The sequence below is a fragment of the Pseudomonas entomophila genome, from assembly GCF_029478665.1.
GTDB lineage: Bacteria > Pseudomonadota > Gammaproteobacteria > Pseudomonadales > Pseudomonadaceae > Aquipseudomonas > Aquipseudomonas entomophila_F.
The window spans coordinates 74,105-90,682 of sequence record NZ_JARPQB010000042.1 but is presented as its reverse complement, the minus strand read 5'-3'; the positions used below and the strand labels follow the sequence as shown (position 1 = coordinate 90,682).

The window sequence follows — 16,578 nt, the reverse complement described above, 5'->3', positions numbered from 1 at the left end:
GTGTCGGGGAGGGGTGGGTCGGGGACGATCTTTTTCATTGCAGATTCCTTCTTGAGGTTTGACTGCAACCGTCCGTTTCCACGCAGAGGGCGGCAGTTGTACACGGGGTGGAAATCCGGAAAGAAGGTCACCCGGTAGGCCAGAGGCCTCCCGCATACAACTGCCATTACGGCACCTTCTAAGGATTATTGGGTTTTCACACCCGATCGCTGAACCGACAGCGACCGGGAGATCCTAGAGGGCATGATTTCCCCGGACAATCAGACGGGAATCGACAGGTTTCGTAGGGTATTTCCTGGGGTGTAGGCTGCCCAGTGGGAAAAGTCGTCAGTGGCTGTGAGGTCTGTCTGATGCGGTTGGGATTTGAGTCGTGGCTGCCGGGCGCATGCCTTGAGGGCTATGGCGCCTACCAAATCGAGCGCCGCCCGCGCGGCGCATCGCGGATGAATCCGCTCCTACATTTGTTGCAACGTGGCCATGACCGATGTTGCAACGTGGCCATGACCGATAGGCCATGGTAGTTCGCCTTGTGGGCACGACGCGGTTTTTCGGCTGGCGCTGCCGCCGCCCCGCCAGGCTCACGCCATGCGCCAAGGCTGGCAACCATGGCCTTACAGGTGCGGCACGTTGCAACAAATGTAGGAGCGGCTTTAGCCGCGATGCGCCGCGCGGGCGGCGCTCGATCTCATAGGCGCCCTAACCCTCAAGGCATGCACCATGAAACCTCAATCCGCATCCGACTCAAATAACCGTTCCAACTCCACCCGCGCCTCCTTGGCCGTCTGCATCACCTTGGCCCGGTCGTCTCGCACCAGGCCCTGGGCTTCCAGCACCTGCTCGTCATGCTCGGCAAACCGCTCGATCCGATAGGCCGCCTGTTCTTCCGACAACCCCAGCCCAATCAACGTGCGCCGGCTCATTTCCAGGCTGGAATGGAACGTCTCGCGGATCGGGTCGGCGCCCACGTCCATCAACTTGTGCACATGCTGGCGGTTGCGCGCCCGGGCGATCACTTTCAGGTGCGGGTACAGCCGCTTGACGTGCTCAGCGGTGCGGGTGGCGGCCTCCGGGTCGTCGATGGTGATGATCACGTACTCGGCCTCGCCGACCTTCGCCGCATGCAGCACCTCGGCGCGCGATGGGTCGCCGTAGAACACCGGCACCTGCTCGAACATGCGGGTCATCTCGATGGTGTCCACCGAGGTTTCCAGGGCAATGAACGGCACCTTCTGCGCCCGCAAAATACGCGCGACGATCTGCCCCATGCGGCCCATGCCGACGATCACCACGCGCGGGGTGCCGGCGTCGATGCTCTTGTAGTGCTCGGGCACTTCGCGAGGCGGTTGCGGGCGTTTGAGGGCGCGGGCGCAACCGAGCATCAGCAGCGGGGTGATGGCCATCGACAGGGTGATGGTCATCAGCAGCAGGTCGTAGGTCTGGGTATCGAACAGCCCCTGGTCCTTGCCCAGCTTGAACACCACGAAGGCGAACTCGCCACCGGCCGCCAGCACCATGCCCAGGCGCAGGGCGCTGGCGCTGTTGAGCCCGCCCGCCAGGCGGCCGACGCCGATCAGCAGCACCAGCTTCACGGCGATCAGCAGCAGGGTCAGGCCCAGCAGCACCAGCGGCATCTCCAGCAGCAGGCGCAGGTTGGCGCCCATGCCGACACTGATGAAGAACAGCCCCAACAGCAAACCCTTGAACGGCTCGATCTGCGCTTCCAGCTCATGGCGATATTCCGAGTCGGCCAGCAACAGGCCGGCGAGGAAGGCGCCCAAGGCCATGGAAACCCCGGCTTCCTCCATCAGCCAGGCGGTGCCGATCACCACCAGCAGCGCGGTGGCGGTGGACACCTCCGGCAGGCCGGTGCGGGCGACGGTGCGAAACAGTGGACGCAGCAGGTAGCGACCGCCGACGACGACCACGGCGATGCTGGCGAACACCTTCAGCCCGTGTTCGAGGCTGTCGCCTTGGCTGGTGTCCGGACCGCTGGCGGCCAGCAGCGGTACCAGGGCGATCAGCGGGATCGCGGCGATGTCCTGGAACAGCAGGATGGCGAACGCCAGGCGGCCATGGGGCGCGTTGAGCTGCTTGGTCTCGGCCAGGCTCTGCAAGCCCAGCGCCGTGGACGACAGCGCCAGGCCCAGGCCCAACACCAGCGCGGCTGGCAGTGTCTGGCTAAAGCCGAACAGGGCGATGGCGCCGATCACCGCGCCCGTCAGCAGCACTTGCGCGGTGCCGACGCCGAACACCGATCTGCGCATCAGCCACAGGCGTCGCGGGGACAGCTCAAGGCCAATGATGAACAGCAGCAACACCACACCGAGTTCGGAGATGTGCGCGACGCTTTCGGTGTCGCGGATCAGGCCCAGGGCCTGCGGGCCGATGGCCACGCCGGCCAGCAGGTAGCCGATCACGGCGCCCAGTTGCAGGCGTTTGGCGAGGGGGACGGCGACGACGGCGGCGAGCAGGAAGATCACCGCGGTTTGTAGAAGGCTGCCTTCGTGTGGCATCGGTTCGGGCTCCATGAACTGCGTGGGCAGCGGTTGTGTCTGGAGCACTATTTTGCGGATTGGCTGTGGCAACGACAATCCGCCAGGGCGTGACGCATCGTTCGTTCAGAGGAACGGTACGCCCGGCACCCCGTACCGTAGGAGCCAGCTTGCTGGCGAACCAAACGCCGTGGTGGCTGGCACCGGCGTTGCCGGTGTTCGCCGGCAACGCCGGCTCCTACGAGGGCAGGGTGTTACTGGAGGTGCTGCTTCAAGGCCTGTGCCGCCTGTCAGTTCTGGTTGGCGAGGATGGTGGGTTGCATGTAACTCACGGCGCGCAACTGGCCGCTGCTGTCGCGGTAGGTCAGCGTGGCGTCCTGGGTGGTGGCGGGCGCGTCGACCTTGACCACCTGGGCGATGTCCAGCTCCATGCCGTAGCGGTAGGGGGTGGCCTCGGTGGCGAAGGCACCGGCACTGGTGCCGAGGGTCAGGGCGGTGACGGTAAGGGCGAAGGCTTTGCGAAGGGTCATGGTCGTTCTCCGGGTTCTGCTGAGTGGGGTTGGTGCGTGAGATAAATATTGTTCGATAATATTTAGCGCGCAAAATAAATTTCCGCTATGACACCGATTGAGCGTGTCTGTAGGAGCGGCTTTAGCCGCGATGCGGGATGTGTGGTGTGTGGCACCGGCGTGGCCGGTGATCGCGGCTAAAGCCGCTCCTACAGGTTTGGTGTCAAAGGCTGCGTCAGGCGCTGGGCCGGTACTGCAACGCCTCTGCCAGGTGCGACCTGGCGATGTAGGGCGCCTTCTCCAGGTCTGCCAGCGTGCGTGCCACCTTCAGCAGCCGGTGCGCCGCTCGCAACGATAGGGTCAATCGCTCGCAGGCTGTCTCCAGCCACGCCTGATCGGCCGGCTCCAACAGGCAGTGCCGGCGCAGGCCCTTGAGGTCGAGAAAGGCATTGGCACAGCCCTGCCGGCGCTGCTGCAGCTCGCGGGCCTCAGCTACCACGCGGGCAACGCTGGCGCTGGTCTCGCCGCTGGGTTGGCTGTTCAGCACGGTGCTTTCCCGCGCTACGGTCAGGTGCAGGTCGATACGATCGAGCAGGGGGCCGGAGAGTTTGTTGCGATAACGCTGGATCTGTTCGGGGCTGCAGCGGCAGCGGCCGGTAGGGTCGCCGAAATAGCCGCAGGGGCAGGGGTTCATCGCCGCCACCAGCTGGAAACGCGCCGGAAAACGCACCCGGTCCTTGGCCCTGGCGACCACGATCTCACCTGATTCCAGCGGCTCACGCAGCACCTCCAGCACGCGTCGCTCGAACTCCGGCAGTTCATCGAGAAACAACACGCCGTGGTGCGCCAGGGTGATCTCGCCGGGCTGTGGCCGGCTGCCACCACCGACCAGCGCCGGGCCGGACGCGGAATGGTGCGGATGGCGAAATGGCCGTTGTGGCCAGCTGTCGAGCGGGGCATGGCCGCTGACCGAACGGATGGCCGCGACCTCCAGCGCTTCGCGCTCGTCCAGCGGAGGCAACAGGCCGGGCAGGCGGCTGGCAAGCAAGGTCTTGCCGGTGCCGGGCGGGCCGGTGAACAGCAGGTTGTGCCCCCCGGCAGCGGCTACCAGCAGGGCGCGCTTGGCGGCGACCTGGCCCTGGACTTCGCTCAGGTCCGGGTAGGGCCGTTGCTCCAGCAGCAGGCCGTTGGCCGCATAGGGCGGCAGGGGCAGCTGCCCGCTCAGGTGGGCGACCAGTTCCTGCAAGGTACCCACGGCATACACCACCAACCCGCTGGCCAGACTGGCCTCTTCGGCATTCTCGCGGGGTACTACCAGCGCCCGGCCGGCATCGCGTGCGGCGAGGGCTGCAGGCAACACCCCCTGTACTGGCCGCAACGCCCCGGACAACGCCAGCTCGCCCAGGCATTCGATGTCATCGAGGGTGGCCACCGGCACCTGGCCGTTGGCGGCGAGGATGCCCAGGGCGATGGCCAGGTCATAGCGCCCGCCGTCCTTGGGCAAGTCGGCGGGGGCGAGGTTCTGGGTGATGCGCCGGGCCGGGTAGTCCAGCCCCGAGTTGACGATAGCGCTGCGTACGCGGTCCTTGCTCTCCTTGACCGTAGCCTCCGGCAGGCCGACCAGAGTGAGGGTGGGCAGGCCATTAGCCAGGTGGGTTTCGACGCTGACAGGTGGCGCCAGCACGCCGACCTGGGCGCGGCTGTGGACGAGGGCGAGGGACATGGGCGCTCCGTGCTTGCTTGAAGTAAGGCCGCATCCAGCGGCCTTGCACAGCGTAGTGATAACTCGGAGGTCGAGAGGGGAAGAGTGCGACCGCATATTGCAGCGGATCTGAGGCGGTCGCTGGCGGCGTCACTCGTAGTGATAGCGGCAGGCGAGAACGGTCAAGGTACCGGCTTCGTACAGGTAGACCAGTCGGTGTGTTTTTGTGATGCGTCGGGAGTAGTAGCCGGTCAGATCACCCCGGAGCGCTTCAGGTTTGCCGGTACCGGTGAACGGTGTTCGCAGGCATTCGCAGAGCAAGCGATCCACTTCGGCGGAGATGGCTTCGTCGTTGGACTTCCAGTGCTGGTAGTCATCCCACCCATGGAGGGTGAACGAGATCGATACGCTTGTGCGAGCTTCCTGTTTGTTACGTTGTTTTTTCTTCTGCTGCGACATTCAGGGAAATTTCCTTGGCGAAGGCTTTCCCGGCTTTGTGCTGTGCAACGGACTCTCGCAGTCGCGAGGCGTTCTTGCCGTTCCCCAGCAGGTAAACGGTTTCAGCCATCGAGTTGTAGTCCTCCAGGGATAGAAGGACGACAGGCTCGCCGCGTTGGCGTGTGATGACGGCGGGCTCGTGGTCCCGGCAGACATCGTCCATCGTTTGCTTCAAGCCGGCGCGCGCCTGACTGAAAGTGAGTATCTGCATCGTGTTTCCTTCCTGACATAAAGTCAGGCCATGGCCGTAGCCGGAAGACCCTTTGGTGGGTGGCTGATCATAGTACTTAATTTTGTACAATGAAACAGGCTGCATCCATTCAAGCCTGACCAAGGGTCCAGCCAGCGTAGTGGTGTGTTGGGGCTTGAGCGGCCTTAGAGTGCATCCATATCTTTCAACGACGCTGGGCCTTGGGCTCGTGCCCATTCAATACCGCAATCCCAGCCCCTCGTGCCCTGGCCAGCAGCTCTTCGGTGTCATCCCCGCCGGGCAGCGCCAACACCGCATCTGGCCGGCTGTCGCGCAACATGAAGACATTGCGCAACCGCTCGGCCAGCTTGCCATGCAGTTGCCAGTTGGGCGGGTAGCGGACGATATCGGTGCCATGTTCGCGGGCCCAAGCTTCGATATCGCCCCCCAGATGCTGGCTGCCGCCATGGATCAGCACACGAATCGGTTGCTGGCGCTGGAGGTCGTCCAGCGCCAGGCGGCAGCGGCGGCTGTCGGCGTAGTTGCGCCCTGCGCAGATCAGTACTCGCATGGCCACCCCTCAGAACCACTGGCCGAAGCGGCGGATGTACAGGGTCTTCATGGTCTGCGCGACCAGGCAGTAGCCCAGCAGGGTCGCGGCCAGCCAAGGGAAGTACTCCCACGGCAGCGGCACCAGCCCGACCATCGCCCCCAGCGGCGAGAAGGGGATGTAGATGCCCAGGCACATCACCAGCCCTGTCGCCAGGATCACCGGCAGCGCCGCGGTGCTCTGGATGAACGGCACCTTGCGGGTGCGCAGCATGTGCACCACCAGCGTCTGCGACAGCAGCCCCTCGACGAACCAGCCGGACTGGAACAGCGCCTGCATTTCCACGCTGTTGGCGGCGAACACGTACCACATCAGGGCAAAAGTGGTGATGTCGAAGATCGACGACGTTGGCCCGATCCACAGCATGAAGCGGCCGATGTTGCGCGCATCCCACTTGCGCGGCTCGCGCAGGAACTGCTTGTCCATGCGGTCCCACGGCAGCGACAGCTGGGAGAAGTCGTACATCAGGTTCTGCAGCAACAGGTGGATCGCCAGCATCGGCATGAACGGAATGAAGGCGCTGGCCACCAGCACCGAGAACACGTTGCCGAAGTTGGAGCTGGCGGTCATGCACAGGTACTTCATGATGTTGCCGAAGGTTTCCCGGCCCTTGAGCACACCCTCTTCCAGCACCATCAGGCTCTTTTCCAGGAGGATGATGTCGGCCGACTCCTTGGCGATGTCGGTGCCGCTGTCCACCGAAATACCGACGTCGGCATCCCGCAGGGCCGGGGCGTCGTTGATGCCGTCGCCGAGGAAGCCCACGGTGTGGCCATTGGCTTGCAGCGCCTTGAGCACCCGCGACTTCTGCAGCGGGGTGAGCTTGGCGAACACCGTGCGTTCCTCGACCAGCACCTTGAGCTGGGTGTCGTCGAGGCGCTCGATGTCCTGGCCGAGCAGCGGCTGGCCGGGCTCCAGGCCTACTTCGCGGCAGACCTTGCAGGTGACCACCGGGTTGTCGCCGGTGAGTACCTTCACGTTCACGCCCATCTCACGCAGGGCGGCGATAGCCGGGCCGGCGGTTTCCTTGGGTGGGTCGAGGAAGGTCAGGAAGCCACGGATCACCAGCTCGCGCTCGTCGTCGGTGTGGTACTGGGCCTTGCCTTCGATGGCGGGAATCTCGCGGGTGCCGACCAGCAGCACGCGGAAGCCTTCCTGGTTGAAGGTGGCTGCGGTGGCGAGCAGCTGCTGGCGCCGGAGGTCGTCGAGCATGACCCGCTGGCCGTCCTGCTCCACGTGGGTGGCGATGGCCAGCACTTCTTCGACCGCGCCTTTGCTCACCAGCAGGTGATCGCCCAGGGCATCCTTGACGATCACCGACAGGCGACGGCGGATGAAATCGAAGGGCAGTTCGTCGACCTTGGCGTAGGCGTAGGGCGGCTGGAAGCTGCCGTTCTCACCGGCGAAGCGCAGCACGGCCTGGTCCATCAGGTTCTTCACGCCGCTCTGGTGGTGGCTGTTCAGCCAGGCCAGTTCGAGCAAGCGCGGGTCGGCGCGGCCGCTGGGGTCGATGTGGTGCTCGAGGATGATCCGGTCCTGCGTGAGGGTGCCGGTCTTGTCGGTGCACAGCACATCCATCGAGCCTAAGTTCTGGATGGCGTTCAGGCGCTTGACCACCACTTTGCGCCGGGCCATGGCCACGGCGCCCTTGGCCAGGTTGGCGCTGACGATCATCGGCAGCATTTCCGGGGTAAGGCCCACGGCCACGGCCAGGGCGAACAGGAAGGCGTCGCTCCAGTCGCCCTTGACCACGCCATTGAGCATGAACACCACCGGCACCATCACCAGCATGAAGCGGATCAGCAGACGGCTGACGCTGTTCACTCCGCGGTCGAAGGCGGTCTGGCCGCGCGAGCCGGCGATGGCCTTGGCCAGCGAACCGAAGTAGGTGCGCTTGCCGGTGGCCACTACCACGGCGCGGGCACGGCCACTGACCACGTTGGTGCCCATGAAACCGATGTTGGGCAGGTCGAGGAGGTTGCCTTCAGCGCTGGCGCTGTCACCGGCGGACTTCTGTGCGACGTGGCCCAGGGTGTCGTACTTTTCCACCGGCAAGGCTTCGCCGGTGAGCACGGCCTGGCTGATGAACAGGTCGCGGGACTCGATCAGGCGGATGTCGGCGGGGATCATGTCGCCGGCGCTGAGCTGCACGATGTCGCCGGCCACCAGTTCGTTCATCGGCACTTCGCGCAGGCGCGGGGCCTGGTCGTGGCGTTCGCGGCGCAGCACGGTGGCGGTGGTGCGGACCATGGCCTTGAGGGCTTCGGCGGCCTTGGTCGAACGGTATTCCTGCCAGAAGCGCAGCAGGCCGCTGGCGCTGACCATGGTCATGATGATGATGACCTTGGTCAGGTCGGCATCCTCCACTTCACCTGCGCGCAGGGGCAGCCAGTAGTCGGTGACGAAGCTGATCCCGGCCAGGGTCAGCAATACATAGATGAAGGGGTTGTGCAGGGCCTTGAGCAGTTGCACCAGGGCCAGTTCCGCTTTGTCGTGGGCGACTTCGTTACCGCCGTCGCGGTGCAGGCGCTTGGTGGCTTCGTGCTCGGTCAGGCCCCGTTCACTGGTGTCGAGGTTGGCGAGGGTGACGGCCAGGCCGTTGCGTGCCTCGCGGGCGGCGCGCATGGAGAGGCGGGCGTCTGCGCCGGCTTTGCTCGTGGTGTTGCGGTCTTTTACGGTCATTTGGCTGTGCTCCTGCCGCAGGAGACGGCACGACACACAGTCGACTCACTGTTGGGTGGGTGAGTGAACGTGTCTCGGGCCGCGATCATTCGATCGATGGAAAACGTGGTTTTTCCGACGTTTACGTGTTCGCTGGCGAATGCCGGAAATAAGATCGGCAGCGAACTTTCTACTGGCGGATTCCATGGTCTTTTTGAAACCTCGAATAAATGTCAGGCAATAAGAGTCCTGCGAACTTTTAATATTTAAAGTTCGTGAAAGTCTGACGTTTGATGTGTCGTCAGTTCAGGGTCAGGCATGCATCGCGCCGGTCAGCAGAAGCACAGGCGGGCGCGCCATCGACTGGGCGGTTCCTGGGTGTCTTCGGTGTGCCAGTGCAGGCGCAGGGCAGGGCTACCTGGCTGGGGTAGCCAGATTGCGCGCAGCCGTGGAGCGGTCGCGCGGAGTGGGAGCAGGCATGGTAAGGCCTTGCGCGCCGGGGCGTGCAGGCGATCGCGGACAAAGGTGATGAAGTTCATGAGCTTGCCTCCGACCGGGCGGGCACCCGGGGCGGCAAGCGACGGCGGAGCAATCAGGCTCTGGCGCGGCTTGCCCGACCTTGGGGGCGGGCCCGGAGTTCCGGTTCAAGTGCCTGGCAGGCAAAAGCGGCCAGGCAGCGACTAGATACTGTGTCCATTGAATTCTTCGTGAGTTGAAATAAAGGCCCGCTTTTTGGGGCGGGTGAACTTTATGCAAAGCATAGCGGGCAAGTCAACCGGGGAGGTGAAACTTAAATAAGTTTCATCTGGTTGGTTCAGGGAATATTTGGTTTTGCGTGAGTTGGCTGTAGGAGCGGCTTTAGCCGCGATGCAGGCATCGCGGTGTGTGGCACCCGCCTTGCGGGTGATCGCGGCTAAAGCCGCTCCTACAGAGGCCACGCAAGATCAGTGGCCCGTGGTCATCAGGCCTTGGCGCCGAGGATGATGTGCGAGGCCTTGATCAGCGCGGTGGCTTTTACGCCTGGCTTGAGACCGAGCTCCTGCACCGCTTCACGGGTGACGATGGCATAGACCTCGGTGCCACCGGCCAGCTTCAGGACTACCTCGGCGTTCACCGCGCCGTCGCCGACTCGCACCACTTCGCCTTCCAGGCTGTTGCGCGCCGACAGTTTGTAGCCGGCGGCATCGGTCATCAGCACCACCCAAGGGGCCTTCACCAGCGCCACGGCCTGCTTGCCGACATTGATGTTGAGGTTGTGCAGGCTGGCCATGGTGACCACTGCGACCAGTTTCTCGCCACCGGCGAGGGTCAGCTCGACTTCGGCGTTGACCGCGCCTGGCTGGACTGCACTGACCTTGCCTTCGAAGACATTGCGGGCACTGACTTTCATGGGAAACGCTCCGTGTATCGATTGTTATTCCGCGGTGGGCGGCGCCATCCGTGCTTCCAGCTCGGCGACCTGTTTCTCCAGGGCTTCCAACCGGGCGCGGGTGCGGGCCAGCACCACCATTTGGCTGTCGAACTCTTCGCGGCTGACCAGGTCGAGCTTGCTGAAGGCGCCCTGCATCAGCACCTTGAACTGGCTTTCCAGTTCGGCGCGAGGCGCAGCGGTGTCGCCGCTGAACAGGCGCGAGGCTTGGTCGCTCAGGGCATCGAGAAAGGCTTTGGGCGCGAGCATGTTGGCTATCCGCTGATCACTGAAAGGGCAGCAGTGTAGCACGCGCCTTTTGCCCGCTTGCGCTGCACGCTTTTCGCGCAGGGCGGCCAAAGGTCGCGCACCGATTTTGTGCGCTTTTTCGCTGCTGGCGATTGGCCAATCCCTGCCTGTTCACGCAACTCGCTGTTTTTTCGTCACTTGCGCCAACTGGCAAGGTTTCTGCAAAGACCTGATCGAGCCATGCACTGATGCAGTCCGTTGTGACCAGGCAGTGCGCAGGCGGAGCCGGAGGGTCGTTCGTCACCGTCGGATCGTGCGTCGGCAGGGAGGATGGAGCCGACGACGCGTTACAAAGCCAGGCGCTGCGCTTAGACTTGAGTCGGGTTTGTTTTCCTGGGGCAAGTCCACCAAATCGGGAGAGAGTTTCATGAAGCTAGTCACTGCCATCATCAAGCCGTTCAAGCTGGACGACGTGCGCGAGTCGCTGTCGGAAATCGGCGTGCAGGGCATCACCGTCACCGAAGTCAAAGGCTTCGGTCGTCAGAAGGGTCACACCGAGCTGTACCGCGGCGCCGAATACGTGGTCGATTTCCTGCCCAAGGTGAAGATCGATGTGGCCATCGACGACAAGGACCTTGATCGGGTGATCGAGGCCATCACCAAGGCGGCCAACACCGGCAAGATCGGCGACGGCAAGATCTTCGTGGTCAACCTGGAGCAGGCGATCCGCATCCGTACCGGCGAAACCGATACCGACGCGATCTAAGCGCCAGAACAACGCCTCACCAAACCCAACGCCCCAGGAGAAAACAACATGACTCTGCGCAAGATCGCAGGGCTAGGAGCCCTATTGTCCCTCGTAATGCCAGGGCTGGCCCTGGCCGAGGAAACGGCCGCCCCGGTGCTGAACTCCGGCGACACCGCCTGGATGCTCACCTCGACGGCGCTGGTCCTGTTCATGACCATCCCGGGCCTGGCCCTGTTCTACGGCGGCATGGTGCGCTCGAAGAACGTGCTGTCGGTGATGATGCAGTGCTTCGCCATCACCGGGCTGATCAGCATCCTGTGGGTCATCTACGGCTATAGCCTGGCTTTCGATACCGCCGGTATGGAAAAGGGTGTGCTCAACTTCAATTCCTTCATCGGTGGCTTCTCCAAGGCGTTCCTCAGCGGCGTCACGCCGTCGGGCCTGACTTCGGCCACCGCGCTGTTCCCTGAAGCGGTGTTCATCACCTTCCAGATGACCTTCGCCATCATCACCCCGGCGCTGATCGTCGGAGCCTTCGCCGAACGCATGAAGTTCTCGGCGATGCTGATCTTCATGGGCGTGTGGTTCACCCTGGTCTACGCGCCGATTGCGCACATGGTCTGGAGCGGTGATGGCGCGCTGATGTGGGACTGGGGCGTGCTCGACTTCGCCGGCGGCACCGTGGTGCACATCAATGCCGGTATCGCCGGCCTGGTCTGCTGCCTGGTGCTGGGCAAGCGCAAGGGCTACCCCACCACGCCAATGGCGCCGCACAACCTGGGCTACACCCTGATGGGCGCGGCCATGCTGTGGATCGGCTGGTTCGGTTTCAACGCCGGTTCCGCCGCCGCGGCCAACGGCACCGCTGGCATGGCCATGCTGGTGACCCAGATCGCCACCGCCGCCGCCGCGTTGGGCTGGATGTTCGCCGAGTGGATCTTCCACGGCAAACCCAGCGCGCTGGGCATCGCCTCGGGCGTGGTCGCCGGTCTGGTCGCCATCACGCCGGCCGCGGGTACCGTCGGCCCGATGGGCGCCCTGGTGATCGGCCTGGTGTCCGGCATCGTCTGCTACTTCTGCGCCACCAGCCTCAAGCGCAAGCTGGGCTATGACGACTCCCTCGACGCCTTCGGCGTGCACGGTATCGGCGGCATCATCGGCGCCCTGCTCACCGGTGTGTTCGCAGCGCCGGCGCTGGGTGGCTTCGGTGCGGTCACCGACATCGCCGCGCAGTTCTGGATCCAGGCCAAGGGCGTGATCTTTACCGTGGTCTACACCGCTATCGCCACCTACGTGATCCTCAAGGTGCTCGACCTGGTGATGGGCCTGCGGGTCAGCGAAGAAGAAGAGTCGGTCGGCCTCGACCTGGCTCAACACAACGAGCGCGGCTACAACCTGTAACCGCCACGCTGGAAAACTTGCCCGGTTCGCCGGGCATTTTTTTGCCTGTAGTTTGCTGCTTTACGCGATGCAAACGGTTTACCCCACCTGTTCGCGACCTGGGCGGAAAACTTACAAGCCATCGGGTGTTTCTGGTGCTTTGCTTTTTCTGCGAGCGCGCTAGAATGCGCGCCGAAGGAAGCTGGACGAGTAGTCCACACACTTCGCCACCCTTTGCTAGGCTTGCCAATAGCCTGTGGCCAGCAAGGGTACAACGTATTTTGTCAGGCCTTGCCAGGAGCAGGGCCTGCAGGGTGCCAGGCCCCCCATGAGGGGGCGGACACCCAGGGCAGTGGCCAACCCACGGCCAGTTGAATTTTCACTGGTGGCTGCCGGTCTACGGCTGCACCGGTCTATAACTAACCTGCTTTTCGCAAGTCATGAGGTAGAACATGAGCGACGACGATCTGGAAAATGACGACCTCGAAGTAGGCGACGAAGACGAGGCTGATGAAGGCCTCGAAGCGGCCGCTGACGATGGCGCGGAAGACGCTGGCGATGACGACAGCAGCCCCGCACCCGCTGCCAAGGGCAAATCCAAGGCGGCTGTCTCGGTAGACGAGATGCCGAGCATGGAAGCCAAGCAGAAAGAGCGCGATGCGCTGGCCAAGGCGATGGAAGAGTTCCTGTCGCGCGGTGGCAAGGTGCAGGAAGTGGAGGCCAACGTGGTCGCCGATCCGCCCAAGAAGCCGGACAACAAGTACGGCAGCCGCCCTATCTGAGTGGTTGAATGCAAAGAAGCCCGCCGTCGCTGCGGGCTTTTTTGTGCCTGTCAGGTTTGCGCGGTCTCTGTAGGAGCGGCCTTGTGCCGCGAATGGGGCGCGCAGCGGCCCCTGGGATTCAGTGGTGGCAAGGATCCTGGGGCCGCTTTGCGGCCCATTCGCGGCACAAGGCCGCTCCTACAGGGGCAGAAGGGCGATGTTCTGTCAGCGCCAGCGAGACAGGACGTCGGGTAGCTGCGACAACCGCTGGATCTCGGCATCCGGCGCCTGTTCACCGGCCCAGGCCTTGCGCTGCGGGTTGAACCACACCGCTCGCAGCCCTGCGCGCTGGGCCCCGGCGATATCGTCGCCCGGGTGGTCGCCAACGTGCACCGCGGCCTGCGCGTCCACATCGCCCCGCTTCAGGGCTTCCATGAACGGTGCCGGGTCGGGCTTGCCGATACCCAGGTCCTCGGCGCACAGCGCGAACTTGAAGTAGTCCGCCAGCCCCAGCCGGCGTACGTCGGCATTGCCGTTGGTGACCACGCCGAGGATGAATTGGTGGCGCAGGATCTCCAGCACCGGCTGCACCTCGGGAAATACCTCGATCTGGTGCCGGGCATGCAGGAACACCTCGAAACCCTCGTTGGCCAGCTCCTGAGCGTGCTTCTCGCTATATCCGACTTCTTCAAGGGCGTGGAACAGCACGCGACGACGCAGGGCGCTGATGCGGTACTTGAGGCCCGGCTCGGCTTGCACCAGCCGCTCGCGAATGGCGAACAGGTGCTCGATCGGCACCCCGCCGAGGATCGGTGCATTGGCCGCCAGCCAGTCGCGCAGGACGGTCTCGGCGCTGGCGATCACCGGCGCGGTGTCCCACAGGGTGTCGTCCAGGTCGAAGGTGATCAGCTTGATGCTCATGATTCGCTGCCTTTGCTGCGTTTGGCCCGGGGGTGGGCGCTGTCGTACACGGCGGCCAGGTGCTGGAAGTCCAGGTGGGTGTAGATCTGGGTGGTGCTGATGTCGGCGTGGCCGAGCATCTCCTGCACCGCGCGCAGGTCCTGGGACGATTCCAGCAGGTGGCTGGCGAAGGAGTGGCGGAGCATGTGCGGGTGCAGGTGCTGGCCCAGCTCGCGCTCGCCGAAGGTCTTGACCCGCATCTGGATGGCCCGTGTGCTCAAGCGGTTGCCCTGGCGGGTGATGAATACCGCGCCGTCCCGGGGGGCGGCAATGCCACGCAGTCTGAACCATTCCTGCAAGGCTTCGCGGGCCTTGCGCCCGACCGGCAGCACGCGGCTCTTGCCGCCCTTGCCGAGTACCTGGACCAGCCCGTCGGTCAGGTCCAGGTGTTCCAGGTCGAGGCCGGCCAGTTCCGACAGGCGCAGGCCCGAGGAGTAGAACAGTTCGAGTATGGCCTGGTCGCGCCGGGCGATGAAGTCGTCGTCGACGCCGCCGTCGAGCAACTGCAGGGCGCGGTCGGTATCCAGGGTCTTGGGCAGGCGGCGCTCGCCCTTCGGTGGCGCCAGGCCGTTGGCCGGGTCGTGCTGGCACAGGCCTTCGCGGTTGAGGTAGCGGTACAGGCCGCGTACCGCCGAGAGCAGCCGTGCCAGGCTGCGCGAGGACTGACCATGGTGGTGCTGGCGGGCCACCATTTGGCGCAACTGCAGGACTTGCAGCGCGTCCCAACCGGCGATGCCTTGGTTGTTGCAGAATTCGATGACTGCCTCGAGGTCGCGGCGGTAGGCCAGCAGGGTGTGCCCGGACACCTGGCGCTCGTTGCGCAGGTGTGCGCAATAAGCTTCCAGCTGGCGTTCCATCAGCGCACCGAGCGCAGCGTTTGGGTGAAGCGCGGCAGCACGCGGCCGAGCACCTCGGCGATGTAGCTGAGGAACAGGGTGCCGACGCTGCTCTTGTAGTGCTGCGGGTCGCGGCTGCCGATCGCCAGCACACCGTGCAGGCCCTGGTGTTCGAGGGTGGCCACGGCGCTGGAGCCGACTTCCTTGTGTGCCGTGTCGCCGAACAGGAAGGCCAGTTCGTGCTCGCGCAGGCTACCGCTGATGGTCTTGCCGCCGCCGATCAGGCCGCCGATGGCTTGTTGCGCCTCGGCGCCCGGGACCCAGCGGCCGACCGGCGCGGCGTTTTCGCCGAACAGGATCAGGCTGACGAAGGGTACCTGGAATTCCTGGCGCAGGCTGTCCTCGACCGCCATCACCACTTCTTCCAGGCTGCTGGCATCTAGCAGGTCGAGGATCAGCCGGCGGGTCTTGTCGAACAGCCGGTCGTTGTCGCGGGCCACGTCCATCAATTGCGACAGGCGATGGCGCATCTCGATGTTGCGGTCGCGCAGCAGCTTGAGCTGGCGCTCCACCAGCGACACGCTGTCGCCGCGCTGGTGGGGGATGCGCTGCTCGAGCAGCAGCTCGTCGTGCTCGGCGAAGAAGCTGGGGTGAGCGCGCAGGTAGGCGACCACGGCGTCTTCGTCGAGCGCGTTGGCCTGGGGTGCAACTGTAGGCTGATCGGTCATGGCGGATACTCGCTTAGAGACGAACCTGTCCTTCGAAAACGCGTACAGCCGGGCCGGTCATCAGCACAGGCTTGCCGGGGCCGGCCCATTCGATGTTCAGGCGCCCGCCCGGCAGGTCGATGGTCACCGGGGAGTCCATCCAGCCCTGGGCGATGGCCGCAACGGCCGCGGCACAGGCGCCGGTGCCGCAAGCCTGGGTCTCGCCCGCGCCGCGCTCCCACACCCGCAGGTTGGCGCGGTGGCGGTCGACGACCTGGATGAAGCCGGCGTTGACCCGCTGCGGGAAGCGCGGGTGGTGCTCGATCTTCGGCCCCAGTTCGTGGAGCGGCGCGGAGCGCACGTCATCGACGCGCAGCACCGAATGTGGGTTGCCCATGGAAACGGCGGCAATCTGGTGCACTTGGCCGTCGACTTCGAGCGGGTAGCTCAGCGCCTGTTCATCGGCGATGAACGGGATTTCGGCGGGTACGAAACGCGGTGGGCCCATATCGACACAGACCTGGCCATCGTTGCGTACATCCAGCTCGATGATGCCGCCCTTGGTTTCGACGCGGATACGCTTTTTCGCAGTCAGGCGCTTGTCCAGCACGAAGCGGGCGAAGCAGCGCGCGCCGTTGCCGCACTGTTCGACCTCGGAGCCGTCGGCGTTGAAGATCCGATAGCGGAAGTCCACGTCCGGGTTGCTGGGGGCCTCGACGATCAGCAACTGGTCGAAGCCGATGCCGGTATTGCGATCGCCCCATTGCTTGGCGTGCTTGGGTTGGATATGGGCGTGCTGGCTGACCAGGTCGAGGACCATGAAGTCGTTGCCCAGCCCGTGCATCTTGGTGAAACGCAGCAGCATGG

At 64.4% G+C, this 16,578-nt stretch carries 16 protein-coding genes; 3 read left to right on the top strand and 13 right to left on the bottom strand.

Annotated elements, in window-relative coordinates; all coding sequences use genetic code 11:
- Positions 1-725 precede the first annotated feature (725 nt).
- The 9 genes from P5705_RS20025 to P5705_RS19985 all read right to left on the bottom strand — a co-directional run bounded on the left by P5705_RS20025 (position 726) and on the right by P5705_RS19985 (position 10,340).
- The gene (locus tag P5705_RS20025) at positions 726-2,513 is read right to left on the bottom strand and encodes a monovalent cation:proton antiporter-2 (CPA2) family protein (RefSeq protein WP_277462672.1); all 1,788 of its coding nucleotides are present in this window, start codon (positions 2,511-2,513) and stop codon (positions 726-728) included.
- A 269-nt stretch (positions 2,514-2,782) separates the two neighbouring features.
- On the bottom strand, positions 2,783-3,022 hold the full coding sequence (locus P5705_RS20020; RefSeq protein ID WP_277462671.1) for a DUF2790 domain-containing protein: 240 nt from the start codon (positions 3,020-3,022) through the stop codon (positions 2,783-2,785).
- Between the two features lie 214 nt (positions 3,023-3,236).
- Positions 3,237-4,724: a YifB family Mg chelatase-like AAA ATPase gene (locus P5705_RS20015; protein ID WP_277462670.1), complete on the bottom strand. Its 1,488-nt coding sequence runs from the start codon at positions 4,722-4,724 to the stop codon at positions 3,237-3,239.
- A 129-nt stretch (positions 4,725-4,853) separates the two neighbouring features.
- Entirely contained in the window at positions 4,854-5,162 is a 309-nt protein-coding gene (locus P5705_RS20010; RefSeq protein ID WP_277462669.1) for a Txe/YoeB family addiction module toxin, read from the bottom strand.
- Positions 5,134-5,412, bottom strand: a complete 279-nt coding sequence (locus P5705_RS20005; RefSeq protein WP_277462668.1) for a type II toxin-antitoxin system Phd/YefM family antitoxin — start codon at positions 5,410-5,412, stop codon at positions 5,134-5,136. Before P5705_RS20005 ends, P5705_RS20010 begins: the two co-directional genes overlap by 29 nt.
- Positions 5,413-5,596: 184 nt before the next feature.
- On the bottom strand, positions 5,597-5,962 hold the full coding sequence (locus P5705_RS20000) for a DUF2493 domain-containing protein (protein ID WP_277462667.1): 366 nt from the start codon (positions 5,960-5,962) through the stop codon (positions 5,597-5,599).
- A gap of 9 nt (positions 5,963-5,971) precedes the next feature.
- A complete protein-coding gene (gene mgtA / locus P5705_RS19995) occupies positions 5,972-8,683 on the bottom strand; it encodes a magnesium-translocating P-type ATPase (RefSeq protein WP_277462666.1) in 2,712 nt (903 codons plus the stop codon).
- Positions 8,684-9,623: 940 nt separating this feature from the next.
- On the bottom strand, positions 9,624-10,052 hold the full coding sequence (locus P5705_RS19990) for a TOBE domain-containing protein (RefSeq protein ID WP_277462665.1): 429 nt from the start codon (positions 10,050-10,052) through the stop codon (positions 9,624-9,626).
- A 24-nt stretch (positions 10,053-10,076) separates the two neighbouring features.
- Positions 10,077-10,340, bottom strand: coding sequence for an accessory factor UbiK family protein (locus P5705_RS19985; protein ID WP_240065426.1), 264 nt, complete (start codon positions 10,338-10,340; stop codon positions 10,077-10,079).
- A gap of 406 nt (positions 10,341-10,746) precedes the next feature.
- Between P5705_RS19985 and glnK the strand changes: the two genes are divergently transcribed.
- The 3 genes from glnK to sutA all read left to right on the top strand — a co-directional run bounded on the left by glnK (position 10,747) and on the right by sutA (position 13,229).
- Positions 10,747-11,085, top strand: a complete 339-nt coding sequence (gene glnK / locus P5705_RS19980; RefSeq protein ID WP_002555808.1) for a P-II family nitrogen regulator — start codon at positions 10,747-10,749, stop codon at positions 11,083-11,085.
- A 48-nt stretch (positions 11,086-11,133) separates the two neighbouring features.
- Positions 11,134-12,468, top strand: a complete 1,335-nt coding sequence (locus P5705_RS19975; RefSeq protein ID WP_240065427.1) for an ammonium transporter — start codon at positions 11,134-11,136, stop codon at positions 12,466-12,468.
- A 431-nt stretch (positions 12,469-12,899) separates the two neighbouring features.
- On the top strand, positions 12,900-13,229 hold the full coding sequence (gene sutA, locus P5705_RS19970; RefSeq protein WP_011536349.1) for a transcriptional regulator SutA: 330 nt from the start codon (positions 12,900-12,902) through the stop codon (positions 13,227-13,229).
- A gap of 204 nt (positions 13,230-13,433) precedes the next feature.
- Here the strand turns inward: sutA and P5705_RS19965 are convergent, their stop codons facing one another.
- The 4 genes from P5705_RS19965 to dapF are packed head-to-tail and all read right to left on the bottom strand — an operon-like array spanning position 13,434 to position 16,576.
- Positions 13,434-14,129 carry an HAD family hydrolase gene (locus P5705_RS19965; protein ID WP_277462664.1) on the bottom strand — a complete coding sequence of 232 codons (696 nt, stop codon included), beginning with the start codon at positions 14,127-14,129 and terminating at the stop codon, positions 13,434-13,436.
- Positions 14,126-15,025 carry a tyrosine recombinase XerC gene (gene xerC, locus P5705_RS19960; protein ID WP_277462663.1) on the bottom strand — a complete coding sequence of 300 codons (900 nt, stop codon included), beginning with the start codon at positions 15,023-15,025 and terminating at the stop codon, positions 14,126-14,128. The genes P5705_RS19965 and xerC overlap by 4 nt, the downstream gene beginning before the upstream one ends.
- Positions 15,025-15,732: a DUF484 family protein gene (locus tag P5705_RS19955; protein WP_277462662.1), complete on the bottom strand. Its 708-nt coding sequence runs from the start codon at positions 15,730-15,732 to the stop codon at positions 15,025-15,027. Before P5705_RS19955 ends, xerC begins: the two co-directional genes overlap by 1 nt.
- 13 nt (positions 15,733-15,745) lie before the next feature.
- Positions 15,746-16,576: a diaminopimelate epimerase gene (dapF, locus tag P5705_RS19950; RefSeq protein WP_277462661.1), complete on the bottom strand. Its 831-nt coding sequence runs from the start codon at positions 16,574-16,576 to the stop codon at positions 15,746-15,748.
- Between the last annotated feature and the right edge of the window lie 2 nt (positions 16,577-16,578).

Excerpts from the sequence above, each read along its gene's own strand:
- P5705_RS20025 (WP_277462672.1), bottom strand. The coding sequence starts at position 2,513 with ATGCCACACGAAGGCAGCCTTCTACAAACCGCGGTGATCTTCCTGCTC.
- P5705_RS20020 (WP_277462671.1), bottom strand. The coding sequence starts at position 3,022 with ATGACCCTTCGCAAAGCCTTCGCCCTTACCGTCACCGCCCTGACCCTC.
- P5705_RS20015 (WP_277462670.1), bottom strand. The coding sequence starts at position 4,724 with ATGTCCCTCGCCCTCGTCCACAGCCGCGCCCAGGTCGGCGTGCTGGCG.
- P5705_RS20010 (WP_277462669.1), bottom strand. The coding sequence starts at position 5,162 with ATGTCGCAGCAGAAGAAAAAACAACGTAACAAACAGGAAGCTCGCACA.
- P5705_RS20005 (WP_277462668.1), bottom strand. The coding sequence starts at position 5,412 with ATGCAGATACTCACTTTCAGTCAGGCGCGCGCCGGCTTGAAGCAAACG.
- P5705_RS20000 (WP_277462667.1), bottom strand. The coding sequence starts at position 5,962 with ATGCGAGTACTGATCTGCGCAGGGCGCAACTACGCCGACAGCCGCCGC.
- mgtA (WP_277462666.1), bottom strand. The coding sequence starts at position 8,683 with ATGACCGTAAAAGACCGCAACACCACGAGCAAAGCCGGCGCAGACGCC.
- P5705_RS19990 (WP_277462665.1), bottom strand. The coding sequence starts at position 10,052 with ATGAAAGTCAGTGCCCGCAATGTCTTCGAAGGCAAGGTCAGTGCAGTC.
- P5705_RS19985 (WP_240065426.1), bottom strand. The coding sequence starts at position 10,340 with ATGCTCGCGCCCAAAGCCTTTCTCGATGCCCTGAGCGACCAAGCCTCG.
- glnK (WP_002555808.1), top strand. The coding sequence starts at position 10,747 with ATGAAGCTAGTCACTGCCATCATCAAGCCGTTCAAGCTGGACGACGTG.
- P5705_RS19975 (WP_240065427.1), top strand. The coding sequence starts at position 11,134 with ATGACTCTGCGCAAGATCGCAGGGCTAGGAGCCCTATTGTCCCTCGTA.
- sutA (WP_011536349.1), top strand. The coding sequence starts at position 12,900 with ATGAGCGACGACGATCTGGAAAATGACGACCTCGAAGTAGGCGACGAA.
- P5705_RS19965 (WP_277462664.1), bottom strand. The coding sequence starts at position 14,129 with ATGAGCATCAAGCTGATCACCTTCGACCTGGACGACACCCTGTGGGAC.
- xerC (WP_277462663.1), bottom strand. The coding sequence starts at position 15,025 with ATGGAACGCCAGCTGGAAGCTTATTGCGCACACCTGCGCAACGAGCGC.
- P5705_RS19955 (WP_277462662.1), bottom strand. The coding sequence starts at position 15,732 with ATGACCGATCAGCCTACAGTTGCACCCCAGGCCAACGCGCTCGACGAA.
- dapF (WP_277462661.1), bottom strand. The coding sequence starts at position 16,576 with ATGCTGCTGCGTTTCACCAAGATGCACGGGCTGGGCAACGACTTCATG.